This is a genomic window from Alteromonas sp. IB21 (genome assembly GCF_016405965.1).
In the GTDB taxonomy this organism is placed as follows: domain Bacteria; phylum Pseudomonadota; class Gammaproteobacteria; order Enterobacterales; family Alteromonadaceae; genus Alteromonas.
In genome coordinates this window covers 58,399-76,700 of sequence record NZ_JAEFCD010000012.1, presented here as the reverse complement: position 1 = coordinate 76,700, position 18,302 = coordinate 58,399, and the positions used below count along the sequence as shown (strand labels likewise).

The 18,302-nt window shown below is 44.1% G+C and carries 9 protein-coding genes; all 9 read right to left on the bottom strand.

Annotated elements, in window-relative coordinates:
- Window positions 1–20: 20 nt before the first annotated feature.
- The 9 genes from JC525_RS10140 to JC525_RS10100 all read right to left on the bottom strand — a co-directional run bounded on the left by JC525_RS10140 (window position 21) and on the right by JC525_RS10100 (window position 18,203).
- A complete protein-coding gene (locus tag JC525_RS10140) occupies window positions 21–1,973 on the bottom strand; it encodes a glycoside hydrolase family 13 protein (protein ID WP_198815727.1) in 1,953 nt (650 codons plus the stop codon).
- A gap of 181 nt (window positions 1,974–2,154) precedes the next feature.
- Complete coding sequence (locus tag JC525_RS10135) at window positions 2,155–4,098, bottom strand: alpha-amylase family protein (RefSeq protein ID WP_233095111.1); 1,944 nt, start codon at window positions 4,096–4,098, stop codon at window positions 2,155–2,157.
- 132 nt (window positions 4,099–4,230) lie between these two features.
- Entirely contained in the window at window positions 4,231–5,154 is a 924-nt protein-coding gene (locus tag JC525_RS10130; protein ID WP_332874099.1) for a PEP-CTERM/exosortase system-associated acyltransferase, read from the bottom strand.
- 78 nt (window positions 5,155–5,232) lie between these two features.
- Window positions 5,233–5,742: an RNA methyltransferase gene (locus JC525_RS10125; RefSeq protein ID WP_198815726.1), complete on the bottom strand. Its 510-nt coding sequence runs from the start codon at window positions 5,740–5,742 to the stop codon at window positions 5,233–5,235.
- A 688-nt stretch (window positions 5,743–6,430) separates the two neighbouring features.
- Window positions 6,431–7,291, bottom strand: a complete 861-nt coding sequence (locus JC525_RS10120; protein ID WP_198815725.1) for a patatin-like phospholipase family protein — start codon at window positions 7,289–7,291, stop codon at window positions 6,431–6,433.
- A 177-nt stretch (window positions 7,292–7,468) separates the two neighbouring features.
- Entirely contained in the window at window positions 7,469–11,800 is a 4,332-nt protein-coding gene (locus tag JC525_RS10115) for an alpha-1,6-glucosidase domain-containing protein (RefSeq protein WP_198815724.1), read from the bottom strand.
- A gap of 83 nt (window positions 11,801–11,883) precedes the next feature.
- A complete protein-coding gene (locus tag JC525_RS10110; protein WP_198815723.1) occupies window positions 11,884–14,934 on the bottom strand; it encodes a TonB-dependent receptor in 3,051 nt (1,016 codons plus the stop codon).
- 272 nt (window positions 14,935–15,206) lie between these two features.
- Window positions 15,207–16,703, bottom strand: coding sequence for a tryptophan halogenase family protein (locus JC525_RS10105; protein ID WP_198815722.1), 1,497 nt, complete (start codon window positions 16,701–16,703; stop codon window positions 15,207–15,209).
- 9 nt (window positions 16,704–16,712) lie between these two features.
- Window positions 16,713–18,203 (bottom strand): tryptophan halogenase family protein, encoded by a 1,491-nt coding sequence (locus tag JC525_RS10100; RefSeq protein WP_198815721.1) that lies wholly within the window; start codon window positions 18,201–18,203, stop codon window positions 16,713–16,715.
- Window positions 18,204–18,302: the final 99 nt, after the last annotated feature.

The window sequence follows — 18,302 nt, the reverse complement described above, 5'->3', positions numbered from 1 at the left end:
TTTTAATTTAAGTAATACGGCTATTGCACAATGAAAACATTCGCCGACATCGCCGGAAGGCTTATGGTATCAGATGATTTAAATGTTTTACCGTCACTTACACGCATTAATGACGCATCAGGCTCTAGCATCTCTGTATATTTTGTTAACGGCAAATCTACTGATTTTTTGTTAAGGATGACCATGAGTTTTTCAACTTGATTGCCTGATCCTGAGACATCGTTGCCACTTGCCACAATAGACGCTTCAGGCGCCTGATGTGCCACTCGAAAATAGGTATAAACACCGTTAACGGGGGCATAGTGTTTCAACTCACCTTTAAATAATTCAGGATGGGATTGACGAAGTCCTAATAGGGTTTTAATACGCGCTTGTGCCCAACGTTCGTCATCAGAAAACCCTTTACCAGTAAAGGCATTCTTTTCACTGTCTGATGGCCACCCGCCCGGGAAATCAGAACGAATGATGCCGTGATCGTCGCTTCCCTCGTTGCCCATTAAAATTTCGGTTCCATAGAATACTTGCGGAATACCGCGGGTGGTGAGCAAAAGCGTCATTGCCATATTCCATTTTTCTTTATCATGCCCAAGCTGAGTATAGATCCTGCTCATGTCATGGTTGTCTGGAAAAATAACAAGATTATTTGGGTCGCCGTATAAGAAATCGCTCGCTAACGTTTCGTACACGCTGATAAAGCCAGAGTTCCAGCTTTCATCGTTATTCAGTGCCTCGACCACTGCGGCCTGCAAAGGGAAATCCATAACAGACGGCAGCGCACTGTCATAGTTGTCGTGGCGCTGACTTCCCGCCTGCCAATAGGCTGTAATAGCTGGGTTTACTGACCACTCTTCTCCCACAATATTGAAATTGGGATATTCGTCCATGATGCGACGGGTCCACTGGCTTAAAAACGCTTTATCAGGGTACGAATAAGTATCGACACGAATTCCGCTAAGGTTTGCTGTTTCCACCCACCAAATGGCGTTTTGAATGAGGTAGTTTGCCAAGTGCGGATTGCGCTGGTTCAAGTCGGGCATGGTGGGTACAAACCAACCGTCACTAAAGCCCTTGATATCGCTTTCTATGGCATGCGGGTCGTGAAGAGACTCCCTTTTATGTGTAGTACCTACGAACTTGCCATTGTTGTTAATCCAATCAGATGAGGGCATATCCTCCATCCAAGCATGATTGCTTCCAATATGATTGAGCACCATGTCCATGATCACGCCAATCCCATGCTCGTCGGCTTTCTGACTAAACGCTATAAATTCTTGATTAGAGCCGAATCGCGGGTCGATATTATAGTAATCTGTTGTCGAATAGCCGTGATAACTGTATTTCTCAATGGCATTTTCAAGCATTGGCATCGTCCATATCTGGGTAAAACCCATCTCTTTTATATAGTCGAGGTTTTCTGCGATGCCTTTAATATCGCCACCATGACGACCGCCTTTGAATGACCTGTCAGCCTTGTCTTTATAACCATCTACGTTGTCATTGTTTACGTTACCATTGGCAAAGCGGTCTGGCGTAATTAAGTAGATGGCGTCTTCTGGGCCAAATCCTTTTCTTTTAGCGGACGCATCTTTACGCACTTTCAACGAGTAACGAATATCTCGCTTGCTACCGTCATCATCGGTCAACGTCATTACAAGCTCTTGCGCCAGTGCAGCTGAAGTATCTAATGTAACGAACAGGTAGTTATCGCTATCAAGTGCCATAGTCTTTTTTATTTTGACACTACCTTTGGCAACAGAAACCTTGTCGTCGGCTACATCCTCTCCTGCAATCATCAACTCTACTTCAGGATGCTGCATACCCACCCACCAGTTAGGCGGATAAACGTTGATATCGTCCTGCTGCGATGCAAAAACAGAGACGGTGTGAAGTGACACGGCACAGCCTACAAACAGTAAAAGTGGATTCTTACGCTTTAGGTTAATAGCATTGTTTACGCGGTTAGTTTTGAACACATGAACACCGATGTTAAAAATACGTTAAAGATAAAGTGATGGAGAGATACTACCTTGCTAGCGCTAACTGACCAATGGTCTGCATACGTATTCACGAGACACCAAAGAAAAATATAGGGTGCCTCGCGTATACAAAGTCTAAGCAAGTCGTTAGTTACTGTGTCAGTAAATAGAGGAAAATTTAGAAGGCAAAAACCTTGGTTTCTAATCCATCTAATGACAATGTTGTTTGATAGTTAACGCCATCTTTTTCTAAGTTTAGTGCGTCATGGGAAAGTAAGGCTTTTACCTCAATACTTTCATCTCTGCTACCAATTAAATCTGAGGGAACGATGAGGTTGATTAAACCGGTAGGATTTTCATCGAAATTAGAGATTACTAACAAACCGTGCTCATCTTTAATTCGCGCAAAAGCAAACTGCTTCTCGGAATACGTCGAGTTGTTCACGTCTAAATTCAGCGCATGAAGGCTATGATATTCGCCTGTAATTGCCGGATTATTAGCGGCAATGGCCATCACGTCTTTGTAGAAGTCATGTAGTTCTTTTTCACTTTTGGTCGACTTCCCGCCATCAAATTTACCATCGTTCATAAAACGCTGATGAGCAGGAACCCCCACGTAATCAAAAATTGATGTGCGTGTTGGGTCGCCAAACCCTGTTTCTTCGCTGCCGTCTTCGCCCACGTCCTGACCAAAATAAAGAAGTGTAGGTGAACTACTGATAAGTGCACTCACTGCAAGCGCTGGCTTGCCTTTTTCAGCACTTCCAGCAAAGTCAGGGCTGGCAATACGTTGTTCGTCGTGGTTTTCCAAAAAGTGCAGCATATGTGGCGCGATATCACTGATTTCCTTATGCACAGCAACCAGTTCACTGACTTCGCCCTTGCCCTGCATGATAGCTTTTAATGTATCGTAGAAGCCTACTTTATCGTAAAGGTAGTCCATTTTTCCTTTTTGGATATAAGCACGATATTTACCTGGCTGGTAAACTTCTGCTAGCAAAAACGCATCAGGCGCCCTCTGCTTAATGCTGCTATTTAGGAAAGACCAAAACTCTACTGGAACCATTTCCGCCATATCGTAACGGAAGCCGTCAACCCCTTTATCAATCCAATAATGAGCGATATCTCTGAATTTGTACCACGAGTCTGGGAGATCTTTACCGTCCCAAAACGCTGCGTGCTCTTCGTACGTTTTTTCGCTGTATTCATCAGGCAAAATCGGGAAATCATAAGTGCCGTCTGGCTTAACACCATAATTTACCTTAACTGTTTCATACCAGTCATTTATATCTGGCTGTGCCGCACGAGCGCCGTTGCCCGTCCACTTAGCTGGATACTCATTGAACTTCCCATCAGATAATGGATGAACTTCACCACCCAAGGGTTGGTAACCTTCAGCTTTGGGCACCTGAAAAGCCTCACCAACCACATAGTAGAAGTTGTTGTCTCGGGCATATTCCACATTAGTGTCATCGTTAGCGCCAAAGTCACTCACACCTTCTGGCGCTGAGAGAGAACGGTAGTCACGGGCAACATGGTTAGGCACGATGTCTATGATCACTTTCATTCCCGCAGCATGCGTCCTTTCAATTAACGCTTCAAATTCTTCTAATCGTTTTTCAGGGTTATCGGCAAGGTCAGGATTTACGTTGTAATAATCTTTGACTGCATAGGGCGAGCCAGCGCGGCCTTTAACAACATCAGGATCATCGTTTGATATGCCGTAATCTGTGTAGTCATTAATAACTGCATGGTGCGGCACACCGGTATACCAAATATGGCTTGTACCCAGAGACTTTATGGCGTTGAGTGCCTGTGGCGTGAAATCACTAAATTTACCTACGCCATTTTTCTCAATCGTGCCCCAAGGTTCGTTATTTGAATTTGTGTTTCCAAATAATCGAGTAAAAACTTGGTAAACAACAGGCTTACCTTGCCTATCAATGTTATCTGTAAGCGTTGACATATCACGACTTTTCCTTGATGTTAAAGGCTGATTCTCCTTGACCTCAACCTTCTGACTACCGACAGAAGATGATGGCCCAGAACACGCAACTAAACCTAATGAAAGCATAGCAACGGACAAAGGCTTAAGACAAAAACCCAACTTTATATTTGGCATAGTATTCACTGTAAAAAATAAGCAATGCCAACAGGATACGCGTTAAATGTATGTTAAAAAACATGCATACGTATTCAAACATAAAAAAGCCGCCTGTAAGGGCGGCCCGTTTGGACTAAGGTCAACAGCGCACTAGGCAGCTTGCGCTATACGCTGAGGTTTTTGTGTATGTTGTACTGTGTGAACGATTGGCGTTGATACATCGCTGATAGCTTGTAACTTTGCGTGAAGCTCTGTGTGTATGTTTTTGTGAAAGCCCTTTAGTGGCTTAGCCAAATCTTTTAATAAAACCTGTGATGATAATCTATAAGGCATGCGTTTCCCCTTAAAATCAACGGCATCCCCTACTGGATGAAAGTTAATCCCGAAGGCTTTCATTCGTCTTGCAAGCTTTGGCTCCATTAGCACATACGCATGCTCTACGTTAAGGTGTTGACAAACACTCGTTGCCATTAAGTACAGCGCGATGGAAAGGTAAGGAAAATGCTCTACGTTAAAGGGCGTGCTTTTTTTCTGTTTAATTTTTTCTAGCTTCTCAGCGGGCAGAATTTTTGTACGCATTTGACGCACTCTAAACTCTCGCGGGATAGCTAGCCTTGATATTTCACATACAGTCTGTGGATCGAGATTAGAGGGTAACAACGAGCCGTTTTCAAACGCTTCAGCACACTTCTCTTCGAGAGGAAGTGAAAGCCCAGCGTTGGTTGGTAATACTAATCTGATCGTGCCCGCACACTCCCCTGTAGACTTATGTTTTATATAACAATTAATAGCACGATCATCGTATTTATCTTTCTCTAGCGCCGTCGCATTTTGTTTCTCAAACTTCATTTCTTCACAATATACTTTATGACGAGTTTTATAACTCACCTGCTTTTCACTTTCTTCATTTGCAATCACGAGTTCATAACGACTGAAAAAGAAATTAGAAATGCTTTCTTCAAGTGAAATTGGACGAGTTAATAGTCGTGTAAACTGGCGTGGCAGTTGTCTCAGTTTATTTGACACAGTGCTATTTAAAGCACGAACCGTGTCCATTGCTCTTGTTTTCAACACAAAGCTCCCCTGATATTGGATATTATTATTAGGCCTGTGGGTAACTTCCTGGTCGCAACGACAGCCTTTGGTTAACGTCTATCTAATTTTCGTTTTATTATTCGTATCTCTGCTCTGTCTGATAAGCGCATCCCCGCTCACGTAGTCAGACTTTGCAAGTCGGTCATACAGCAAGACATTGGCTGTTGCTGCCAAGTTCATGCAAGAGTAAGTTGGTACATATACAACATGGTCACACCATGACAGCTCGTCTTCGCCAATACTTCCGTCTTCTGGACCGAGCAAGTAAAATGCATTTTCTGGGTGATTGAACGAAGGTAAAGGTGTTGCGCCTTCGACTAATTCAACCGCTACTACTGATGCGCCTTCAGGTACAACATCGCGCAAGCAATCTACGCCGACAGTAGGAATGACCTTATGAAACGCTTTAGTGTCCGCATTGAAGTCTTTCGCAAAACGATAACGCTCACCAGTGTAAAAAACGCTGGAGACCCCATAGCAACCCGCCGCGCGCAATATCGAAGCAACATTTACCGGATTTTTTGGGTTTACAAGCCCGATTGAAATTTTTTGTTTTGCTATATTCACGTTTTATTTTTATTTGTTTTTTTCTATTTTCGGATACTGACACGAACGACAGCTAGCTGCTATATGCGAAGGCAAAAAATAGCCTTAAGTATTAATTAATATACATTTCAATGTGAAGTTTATCGTTGCCGACTATTTTTTATTTAATCAAATCATCAACGTTTTGCATTCAAAAAGCCGCAGACTTTTAGCCAAAAAGGGCCGTTTTCACTTTTATCTTTTGTGGTATAGGTGAAATCTTATTTATCGTTTCTGATATGAGCTTTAGCTTTTTGTGTATGGTGTTTTATAACTATCGACAAATAAATAGTAGCAATTTACGCACCAAAACCGTGAAAATATTGCACATTACCTGCAAAGTTTACACACACATCATAGGAAATGGTGAAAGTAACTGTATTTCAGCTAGTTAAGAACGGAGAATGGAAATGAGACTTCTCACAATTTGAAAATCATCAATACACTTAACGTTTTTACAGTTATTAATTCCTAAAACGAGGGAAAAGATAGAGAGGCCTAAGAAATTGAAGTGTTGCCTATTTGTAACACAGTAAATTGCTGTAATCGTTGTATTTTCTAAATCCCAGTTAGAGCTGTCACTTTTATTTTTAAATATAAGCGTAAATGTTGCGAAAAACATACACTAATACATTTACTTGAGGACAGGTTAGACTTCTAGGCGTTGCCGTTACGCAGTCTGCTTCGCACCTGCGTTCATAGCGACCTCTTCCGATTTTAGATAGCGTCTAGCCATTCGCCTTCCCTGACCATAACCTCGCAGTAGTTTTTTCTTATCCATTGTTAAGCGCTTTACACAGAACGCTTCATCGGGTGCAATGACGCGAATCGTACAATCTTCAGGTGGATTATTCAGAAAATCGAGGGTTTCATTGTAGATAGCGGCTCGCTGAAGCATCTTGTCTAGTATGGCAGGCTGGTTTCCATACATTTTCTGTATTAACCAAACGGACTTCACTTCAGGTTTGGTGAAGCCTAGAGGCTGAGAAAGGATCACAGTAATATCCCTCGCCCCCATCTTGTATGCTTGAATTGCGGGAATTGCATCAGCCACGCCACCATCTAAATAGCGAACGCCATTTATTGATATTTCATCTCTGTATGCGGTAGGTAGTGCACAAGAGGCCACCATAAGGTCATCTACGTTATCTTTCGTAGCTTGAACATATTCGCACTCGCCTGTCTCAGCATTTGTTATTCCCACATAAAGCGGCATACTGCTCTTTTCACCGGGAGCGGGAATATTCATCGCTTGCTTTGAATGGTGCCACAACCAATGGACATCTGTCATATGGCCACCTTTGATGAAACGAAGCGGACTAAAGAATTCACGTTTTGTTGCGTATTGAGTGATGATTGTTTTACTTAGCCCATGCATTTTCGATACATAGGTAGAAAGATTAGTCGCTCCTGCGGAGACCCCGAGTGTAAAATCGAAAGGGTGATAATCATGCTCCATGAACTTATCGAGCACCCCAGCAGCAAAAATTCCCCGCATCGCGCCACCTTCTACTACTAATGCCTTTTTCATGTTTTCATCTCCTTACGAAATACGCCAACCATCTGGTACGGCTACCTTTATATGTCATACATTTTCAAAACATCAAGAGATATGCCAAAAAAATTAGGCGCTGTAAAAAACCGCGAACTAGGTCGCGGTTTTTATTAAATCGGTGAGTAAAAACCGACGTTGTGTTACTTTAGACGATTATTTTTTAGTAACCGTTAACGTGGGAGCATTACCATCTGGCCCTGAGACCATGAACTCATAAAGGCCTGATTCTGGAATTTCAATCATAAGATTGTTATTGCTTCCTCCAAGTATTTTTGGCTCGCCAGGGGTGACAACGTTACTCGCGGCATCATTAGGATTACCCAAGTTTACCGTCGACCAATCTTCAGAAGCAACTTTGAACTCGATGCTACCTGCGCTCAACTCAATGTTAGCTGTGTAGACACCTTCTCCTTGATACTCAAACATATCGACCGCACCCCATCCGTTCATGCCGCCACGGATGTAGACTTGAGTGTCACCCCAAAACGCTTCTTTGAACACACCTATTGTCGGTGCATCCGTGTCAGTTACATTGAACACAAAAACATAGCGGTCGGCCGTTTCAATATTTAAAACAAGGTTGTCGTTAGTCGCAGCCAAACCAAGAGTTTGGCCTGGCGCCAAAGTACGATCGGCATCATCGGCAGACATAGCACCAAAATTTACTGTACTCCAGTCTTCAGATGCAACTTTGAACTCATACGTGCCAGGCTCAATATCTCGAGCAAAGGTATAGATACGACCACCTTGGTAATTGAACTCCTCGTCTGTCCCCCACCCGTTCATTGCACCACGAAGATACACAGGTGTACCAACATAGGGCTCCTCGTTCTCAATCATTAAGATCGGCGCTTCACTGTCAGACGCGTCAACAGTGAACAAATATGTTGCGCTAGTTGCTGGCGTAAATGAAAGATTGGTATTAGTGCGCGCAAGAACCTTTTCTTCACCCGCAATTACCGCACCTGCTTCACCATCTGCAGCACCAAAGTTCACGGTACTCCAATCTTCAGACGCAAACTTGAACCCATAAGTTACTCCGCCTTCAAGCGCAGTAGTAGCCGTATATACACCGTCACCTTGATAAGTAAATGCATCATCCGTTGACCAGCCGTTCATGTCTCCACGAAGGTAAGCTACAGTGTCGCCGTAAGGCACTACAACAGGTGCGCCAGACGTGGCATACGCTGATAGACCATAACCTTGGGCTCCAGACTGCGGTTTCAAAAATACAGCAATGGTAAGCGCAGGTACGGTAAAGGTGCCGTTACCGTCTTCACCCTCAACAAAGCTTGCTCCGCGTACCGCAGCATCAACTGAGTTCATTTGGGTAGCGTGAAGGGAAAAGCCAGTTGCTGTGTTAACCGTGATAGATTTCTCTTCGTAACCCGAGTTAACCAGTACCATTACCGCATCATTCATCATATCTAAGTCTTGACGCGGTACTTCACTGCTGTCTGAAACACCATCGTCGATACTCATCGCAATAAGACCACGCTGTTGCCGTGCACCAATGTTGTGGAAACCAATACGGTCGATGATGTCTTTAGCAGTGGTCAATCTAAACAATGGGCTGGTCATCCTAACGTTTAGCAGCTCAGCGAATACATCTGATGCAAACATAATATCTGCCATTGAGGCCGCGCGATTCGGATTGTAAATGAACTCCCCCATTTCTTCCCAACGGGCTTCATTGTCTTGTGCTAATGGTAAGCCTACGTTCCAGTTATTGGTCTCGTAGGTAAAATCTACATAGTTAAACCAGTCACCAGAGTCGTAAGTATTTCTGTCCATTGATTTAGAACGAAGCATGTCGCCGCCCATTTGTAAAAATGGAATACCTTGCGACACTAGGTTGATACCCATAGCCACGTTTTGTGCGCGTACTCGCTGCTCAAGCGTGATGTCCTGTGGAAGTGTGTAATTTAATTGGTCCCACAAAGTTTCGTTATCATGTTTAGACACATAGTTAATGATATCGGCAGGGTCTTCTGCATAGCCGCCTAAGTTACTGGTTGCGCCAGCACTGCCTGAAGACGTTTCTAAAACATAGTCTTTAAGCGTACCAATCATGCCCATTTTCACACGGTCTTGTGCACTTAACAGCCCGTCATCTTCCGGTCTGAAAATGGCGCCCTGGCGAATTGCTTCACGAATTCGGTCGTTGTAGGTTCCTATCTCAGTACCGGCCATATTCAACTGACTCGCCTGCTCGTAATTGCGGTCTATTTTGGTCCAGCCTTCACCATAAAAATAGTTGTCTTCGTCGATAGCTTGAACCGCATCACGCAGGCGTACCATCGTATCCTTTGTCGCTTGGCTCATGATGTCGAAGCGAAAAGAGTCGTACTTATAATGCTCAGTCCACATTAGTAGCGAGTCTTTCATGAACTCTTCCATCATGACGTTACGCGGTTCGGTATCGTCACAACAGGTTTCACGAACAATAGCGCCCGTATCTACCTCGTATCGGTGGTAATACCCTGGCACCGCTTTGTCTAGAACAGACTTACTAAAAACGCCCGACGCATTGGTATGGTTGTACACCACATCTAAAGCTACCCTAAGGCCCATTTCATGAAGCGCTTGAATCATGGCGCGCATTTCTACGATCCGCTCAACGCCTTCTGCATTTGATGCATAGCTACCTTCCGGGGAATTGAAGTGATGTGGGTCATAACCCCAGTTAAAGGTGTCGACATTGCGTAAGTCATTAGTAAGTTGCTGGGCTTTACCCGCTTGCGATAACGGGTCATAAGAGTTGTAAACGTCGATTAACAGTGTATTCGCGTTTTCTTCTTCACATACTGCAGCACTGCTATTTAGGCGACAAAGTTTGCCCACCGTATCGTACAAATCCACAGTGTTAGTTGGGTCTTCATCGATGGTTGCTATGTCGTTTGCCGGTAGAATATGAAAATAGGTAAGCCCTGCCTCAACTAGCTTTTTAAGGTGTTCGACCGGCGCAGTACCTTCTTCGGTGAAAGCAAGGTATTTACCTCGATTTTCTTCAGACGTAGACATATCGCGGACACTAAAGTCTCGTATGTGCCCTTCATAAATTACCGCGTCTTCATAATTTTCAACTGTAGGAATAGTATGAGTATCCCATCCCTCAGGTTTTAAATCTTCATCAGCTAGGTTTACAAAGCGAGAGAAACGGCCGTTCGTGCTCAGTGACACAGAGTATGGATCTGTTACAAGCAGTGTTTCTACTTTACCTGTGATAGGGTGATATACCGTAACCTCGTAGCGATAAAGCTGGCGATCTAGCGACATATCGCCTTCATAACGCCATACACCTGACATGTCATCGCGTGTCATATCAATACGCTGACTTAACGTTTTGTTATCGTTGTAAATCAAGAGGTCGACACTCGAAGCAGTAGGCGCCCACAGTGCAGCGGTAATACCTGCGTCTGTGTAAATGCCGCCAAGTTGTGCTTCGTCGGCATCGTCTTCACCCATCGTATACAGCGCGTCAATGGCATTTGCCAATTGGATACCTGTTGCTGCCACTAGTGTACCGTCAGCATCATATCCACCAACAACGGCCTGGGTTGTGAGTACGGTTTTCGCGTCTTCTACCGACCATTCGCCTTCCCATGCCTGCATAGAAGATAAATGCGGTACACGAGCAGATTGTTCTTCGGTAAGTGTTGTACTCATTAGAGGTACTTCAGTCCCGTTGATACCCTCTTCTAGCGTGCTCTCTAAGTCAGCCTGAGCTGAGTAGTGCAGCTTAACTTCAGCAACGGTTTCAGGCACGTCCCATAAAATGGTGTTAGCGTCTAACCAATGTGCACCAAAGCCTTCTATATCGACTGGCTGTGGACCAAGGGACATAATTGGAAATTCGAAAATCGTTGGTTCACCAGAAAGCGTAAAGTTCATGCGAACAAAGGTGTTGTCCTCTTGAACCAGCGAAGCTTGGAAGTCACCGCCTCCCATTTCTTTACCCGCATCATCGGTGCCTTTGTGAATGATAAAGTTATGACAACTTCCATAGCCTTCTTTGAGGTCTAATATCCAATAAGCGCCGTAGTTTGGGTCGATGCCGCTATGAATACGACCGTTTGCCCAATCCGTATCGGCGTCGGCATAAGCATCACACTCATCGTTGTTCCAAGTATGTAGCCTCCAGCCTTCATAGGCAGTGTCGTTGCTTGAGTTATCCGCATCCACTGCAGCGCGATTATAGTAAAGCACAGCTTGATTAGATGACGGGGTAAATACAGGTGCAGGAAGACTTGGGTCGGCACCAGCTTCACAGACATCGTTCGCTTCGTTAGGAACGAGCGGTGCATCACATTGAATAGGAGGTGGCGGCTCACACGCCGTACCTGCTGCGTTTGGAACATTTGGCACATCACAGGTAAGTAAATCGTTTGCTCCAGACTCAACGCCCGAACCTCCGCATCCTGCAAGTGTATAAGCGCCTACTAAAAGTAACGCTGCGCGCACTACTCTCTTTTTAGTAAACATAAAATTCTCCTGAATATTTTCGCTATTGTTGGCAACCGAGTGTTCCTTCGAGTCGCTAAATAAATTGCCTAGGATGTTGTTATTCATAGTTGGTATGTCATCCCTAGGTAATATTGGGTGCCAAAGTACTGAATAGTGCCGGTTTGCTCTTCTGACGCGAAATAGCTCTTAGTTGGCTCGTCGGTTAGGTTATTAACCTGAAACAGTAGGCTCCAGTTGTCGTTAATTTCGTAGGATGCTTGGTAATCAATAACCAATTCTTCGTCAAAGTTAACCACCTGATCGTTTACCGCTACCTGCTGCGAAACAAACGCATCGCGATATCGACTAGATAAGCGGGTTTCAAAGCCTTCGTATTCCCAGAAAACGGTTAATGTGGCTACATTTTCAGAAAGCCCTGGTAAATTTGCAGCGTAAACGCCGTCGCCGAGAGTGCGCTGAATTTCGCTTTCGGTGTAAGAGTAGCTAGCGCTAACCCCTAACCCTGACCACAAACCTGGCAGCATACTGTAAATTTGGGTGTAAGCGACTTCAAGGCCTCTGATGTAACCGCCTTCTGCGTTGTTAACTGCCGTACTGTAGCTACCATTTTCCGTAGGAACGGTTACGAAGATAGGATCGCCGTTCTCATCGCGAGCAAGCTCAGCCTCTTGGCCGTTAAACTCTGGGGTTAGGTAGACCGGAACGCTAACGTTGTCAGGAATAACAATGCCGTTTGCCTCAAAGTCATAAGGCTCTATTTCAATGTCTTCTACAAACGACTCAATGTCTTTGTAGAAACCAGCGATAACCAAAGCACCTTCTGTATCTGAAAAGTAATACTCCCAAGACACGTCGTATTGCGTGGCGTAAAACGGTTCTAAGTACGGGCTATTACGGGCATTACCACTAACTCTTGCGGTAGGATTCGACAAAGTAATTTCACCTGAATCTCTGTCTTGGAAAGCAGTAACCGTTTCAATGGTGGTAGATGCGTTTGCCGCAAAACGGTTAATTGGCGCTCTACCCATTACTTTTGCTGCTGCCACGCGAAGCTGTGTGTCATCAGTCAGCTTAAAATTTAGATTGATAGAAGGCAGTACGTCTGAATACTCATGACTTATCAAGGCTGGTCGATAGAAGTTGTTGATAAGCCCAACATCGTCTGTAATATTTTGCGCACCTGCGATAGGGTCGCTAACTTCAACTGACGTGCCTGTTTCTAAGTCTTGAATTAGCTGGGTAGCACGCTGCAGCGTTGTTGAGCTCTGTTTACTTTTAACGTAGCGAACACCCACATTTCCCGTAACAGGAATACTGCCTATTTCGGTATTTATCTTAGCCATTAAGTAGGCCGAGTTTACCGTTTCAAATACATCTCCGCTTTCTTGCAGCGTCCATGCTGTAGCGGGCCCTGTACCAGGCCCGTTAATAACGCCAGCTGCGCCCGGACCCCATGTTTGAACAGGCTGAGGCCTACCGCTTGGGAACCATGCATTAAGTGCACTGTCTAGATCAACAGAAAGATAACTTGGGAAGTAGCCAAAGTCACCACTCCAGTCAACTTGCTCGACCATGTCAGACGTTAGCCGAAGCGGCGGCTCGCTTACTGAAAATGCACTGTCGTTTCCGTATTCAAAGACAGAGCGATCGTTGTTGTACTCTCGGTCTGAATAACGATAGCCGAATTCAAAGCCAGAAATGATAGGCACGTCCACATAATATTGAAAATCAACACGATATGCATCTAGCTCATCTTTATTTTCAAACGGATAGATACCGTACTTACTCACCATGACCCGGTCTAAATCAGTAAAGGCATCAGTTTGGTTAAAGCCAATATCAGGCAGATTTAACCCATTCAGCAAATAAGATATTTGAACGTTTTCATCAAACACTGGGTTGGTTGCTGTCGCATCTTCGCCTACAAGCGACCATAACAAGCCGTTTCTAAAGTCACTTTCAGCACTTGAACGAGATACGTCAAACTGTACGGATAAGTCCGGAGAGATTTCCCAAGCCGCGTTAACACCTAAGTTTGTAACACTATCGAAATCTTGATTGTCGTCGTTAACAAGCTCAACGCGGGTAAAGCTGTTATCTGTGCGTGAAAAAGTACCGCCGATGACATTGTTATTCACCACTACAGGATTTGTGATACCCGCATTAATTCCACCTAGCTTAACGCGAAAACCGCGGGCAAATGCTTCAGAATCAAATTTTGAAATGAAGGCATCAGCTTTTAAGGTAAACGTATCGATAGGCGCCCATTCAAACGCAGCAACATAGCCATCGCGGGTTTCTTCACCGCCTTTGTGCTGCATTTCAAAGCCTTCTGAAATGAGTTCACAATTTGGGCAATCTGCTGGCCCATCCGTATCCCCTTCTAGACCATCAACATCTACTTGACCGTTATACGCCAAACCAATAAATTGCGTAGAAACGCTTGGTTGGAATAAACGGGCATACCCTAAAGATACACCTAACGTATCGTCTAAAAACTTACCTTGATAGGAAAAGCTCAGTCTGTGACCGTATTCAGTAGCATCGCTTATTTCTGTTGCTCTATCGTTGTACATACCGCGCATGTTGGCGCTGAACTTATGCTGCTCTTCAATAGCAAGTGGTGATGCTGTTTTCAGTTCTACTGTACCCGCAATACCGCCTTCAATAAGCGACGCCTTGGGTGATTTATAAACCGCTGCCTCACTAATTAGTTCAGACGGATATTGGTCAAACTCAATGGCGCGACTTCCGCTGGTGGATACCTGCTCTCTACCGTTTAGCGTAGAAAATACGAAGTCACCTGATAAACCACGAATGTTAATCTGGGCAGCTTGTCCTCCGGTTCTTACAGCAGAGATACCCGGGAGACGTGTCAGTGCATCTGCCATAGAAACGTCGGGAAGCCCTCCCAAATCGTCTGCAGATATTTGTTCAGAAACCGTATCGGAGAAGCGTTTCTGGTTTAGTGATTGGATCAAGCTGGTACTAAAACCACGTACTTCAATACGCTCTAAGGTATCTTCTTGTGGTCGTTCAACTTCGTCTATTGACGTGTCTGGTGACTCTTGGGCATAAAGAGGAGCTGCGCTAAAGGCGACCCCACTACTTATCAAGGCCGCCATGATAGTGCTGGGTTTGAATGTTTTCATTGGTGTCCCATCCTTGTTTATTATCGACATTTTTAGGACTACCACACCCAAAAATGCCTCTTATGGAATACCAAATACTACTGGTTTGTATAAAAAGGGAGCAATGCTATGCATACGTATTCATTTACAATTGATACACATTTTTCAAACAATAAATAAAAGTTATTGTTTTTTATCGAATTTGCATGGGGAGATTGGAAAGCTTAGTGTGGTCACATATGAGGAATAATACCAACCTTGAAAACTATCCCTGGCTTTCAAGGTTGTCACGTTTAATTTTGTTGCGTTTGAAGCACGAAATTATGTTGTTTAAAATTCAAGGCGCAACCTTGTACAAAACGTTCGATGTCTTGCTCTATGTATAAGTCGCCTCGACCGGGCTGATTTTGTGCCAGCGGGGGAAAGGCACCATAACCCGCAAATAAACAATGCCATGACACCGAGTCCCAGTGCATTCCTATATTTTGTCGCTTAATCTCATTGGCAAGTTCTTCACGTTGAAACCATGTGTTGATAACTGACTTAAGTGAATCTGACAGCACCATGTTATTTCTGTTCGCTCGCCAATAATCACTATCATCACGGGTATTAAGTTTATAATGCGCGACAATGTAGTCTCTCACCCTGTCAAAACGCGCTTTGGCGAACGCATTATACGTGGCTCTCTCGTTGTTCGAGAAATTACCTTTTTCAAACATGTCCGTGAAGTACTCAATACAAATTTGGACTAGGTGAAGTGCCGTTGCTTCTAGCGGTTCTATGAACCCTTGGGATAGCCCTAAAGCCAAACAGTTTTTCTGCCAATGCTGCTCAACTTGCCCCACTTTCATCTTAAGGTGCCTGGCTTCTACTTCACTGTTTTCTAGACCTAAATGTCGTCGTAACTCCTCTTCGGCCTTATCCTTCGATAAATAAGCAGCACTATAAACGTAACCATTACCTGTGCGGTTTTGTAACGGTATTGTCCAGCACCAACCGTTGGAAAGTGCTGTGGATTGCGTCTCTACCGGAATGGTTTCGTAAGCGTGTGTAGGTAATACTACCGCAGAGTCATTAAACAAGTTATCGGAGTAAGAATTGAACTTAACGCCTAGGGTTTGCTGCAATAGATGGGAAGAAAATCCGGTGCAATCGACGAAGAAATCTCCCTCAATGTTACCCTTTTCTGTTACAAGGTGACTTATGTCTCCGCTAAGATGAAGAGCCACGTCACTGATTACCGCACTAATATGAGTAACGCCTTTTTCAACCGCAACATCACGCAGATAGTTACCTAGCAATGCGCTGTCAAAATGGTAACCGTATTCCATTCTGAATGGAAAGTTATCAGGTGTAATTGGCGCCTTGTTCTGCTTTGCCAACACGCCATTTAATAAAAAGTCTTCAGGTGTAACGTGAGTATCTAGCCCCAACCTTCGGGTACGGCAGTTCACTTCAAAAGCACGCTGAGTAAACGTATCTGTTTGAGAGATAAAGGGATGGCGATACTGTTTAACACCGGAACTAGGGCTCCAGTCATTAAACTGAATGCTTACTTTGTAGGTTGCATTACACTTAGGCATCCAATCACTTTCTTTAATTTTTAGCTCTTCAAAGAAGCGTTTTAATGTCGGTGTAGAACCCTCGCCTACACCGATAATTCCTATATCGGGAGACTCAACAAGAGTTACTTTAACCTTGTCCGAGGGCCATTTATGCGCAAAATAATTAGCCGCCATCCAGCCGGCAGTTCCGCCTCCAGCAATAACAATGTTCATTGGTTCATTCATGTTAAACGGCTAACCACAAAACTGCTTCAAGAAGTCATCATGAGTAGCAATTTTTCCAATCGGCTCATTCTTAATACGTTTGATATTTTGCATCAACTCTTGCAGTTTTTGCTCAGACAATGCGTTTGCCAGAGGATGGTAATCACCTTGTGCTATACCTTGCCCCATCAGTACTTGTAGCCAAGAACTTTCAAGGAACAAGTCATTTTGTTCTCTGAATAAATTACCAGACTCTCTGAATAGCTCGATTTTATGCGTTAAGCTATCGGGTACATCCATTTCTCGTAAGTCTTTCCAGAAGTGCGAGTCAGTTCTCTCATTCACGTGATAATGCAGAATAATGAAGTCACGTATTTGTTCGTACTCGGTCTTTGATTGCTTATTATACTCGTCAATTTGACGTTGCTTGAACCCTTCGTGTGGGAACAAATGGATAAGCCTAACCACGGCAGATTGAATAAGGTGAATACTGGTTGACTCAAGGGGTTCAAGAAAACCGCTTGAAAGCCCAACGGCGATCACGTTCTTATTCCACTGCTTGCGTCTTCTTCCAGTCTTAAAACGAATAAAATTAGGATCGGCCAGAGGCTCGGTGTCTAGGTTATTCGACAATATATCCAGTGCTTGCTCGTCAGTATAATAGTTACTGCTATACACAAGGCCATTGCCGTTACGGTGTTGAAGTGGAATACGCCATTGCCAGCCGGCAGAATGTGCTATGGAGCGAGTGTAAGGTAAGGTTTTTTCTAGTCGCTCTGAAGGCATAGCAACAGCGCGATCGCAAGGTAACCAGTGAGACCAATCCTCATAGCCTGTGTTCAACGTTTGCTGGGTAAGAAGGCCTTTAAAGCCTGAACAGTCTATAAATAAATCGCCTTCAATATGTTCACCGTCTTTCAACGTTACCCCTGTGATGAAGCCGCTCTCACTATCTTGCTTGACGTCATGAATAATGCCCTCTTTACGAGTTACTCCCATTGCTTCACACTTTTTGCGTAAAAAGCGCGCATAAAGCGACGCATCGAAATGGTAAGCATAAGGCATTTCGATTATTGGGTCGGGAGATTTTATATGGGCAAACTTACCAGCTTTACAAGCAAGGTAGTTTAAATCGTATTCCCAAATTGAGTCAGACAACCCTAACTCTTGAGCGCGTTTAAAATAATGATGAAAATGACAGAAAGCGTAACTTTTTCCAGGTGCGCCGAAGGTATGAAAATAGTTCTCGCCTTTAACCCGCCAATTCTCAAACTTGATGGCAAGCTTCATTGTGGCATTGGTTTCTCGTAAGAATTCTTTTTCATCTATCCCGAGAACATTATTCAGCGTAATAATAGGAGGTATTGTCGCCTCGCCTACTCCGACTGTTCCAATGTCTTCAGATTCAACCAAAGTAACCGTTAAGTCAGTACCAATTAAACGCTTGATCACTGCTGCAGAGATCCATCCTGCAGTTCCACCGCCAACCACTACTACCTTTTTTACAGCTTTATCGTACATATTTTCTGCCATCACTCTACACCGCTGACCTACCACACTTTGATAACACGACCTGTATTGCTATACAACAAAAAGCCCCAACACATATTACCGTTTTGG

What these genes read in the sequence shown, in the direction of transcription:
- JC525_RS10110 (WP_198815723.1), bottom strand. Translation starts at nt 14,934, where the DNA reads ATGAAAACATTCAAACCCAGCACTATCATGGCGGCCTTGATAAGTAGT.
- JC525_RS10120 (WP_198815725.1), bottom strand. Translation starts at nt 7,291, where the DNA reads ATGAAAAAGGCATTAGTAGTAGAAGGTGGCGCGATGCGGGGAATTTTT.
- JC525_RS10100 (WP_198815721.1), bottom strand. Translation starts at nt 18,203, where the DNA reads ATGTACGATAAAGCTGTAAAAAAGGTAGTAGTGGTTGGCGGTGGAACT.
- JC525_RS10115 (WP_198815724.1), bottom strand. Translation starts at nt 11,800, where the DNA reads ATGTTTACTAAAAAGAGAGTAGTGCGCGCAGCGTTACTTTTAGTAGGC.
- JC525_RS10105 (WP_198815722.1), bottom strand. Translation starts at nt 16,703, where the DNA reads ATGAATGAACCAATGAACATTGTTATTGCTGGAGGCGGAACTGCCGGC.
- JC525_RS10135 (WP_233095111.1), bottom strand. Translation starts at nt 4,098, where the DNA reads ATGCCAAATATAAAGTTGGGTTTTTGTCTTAAGCCTTTGTCCGTTGCT.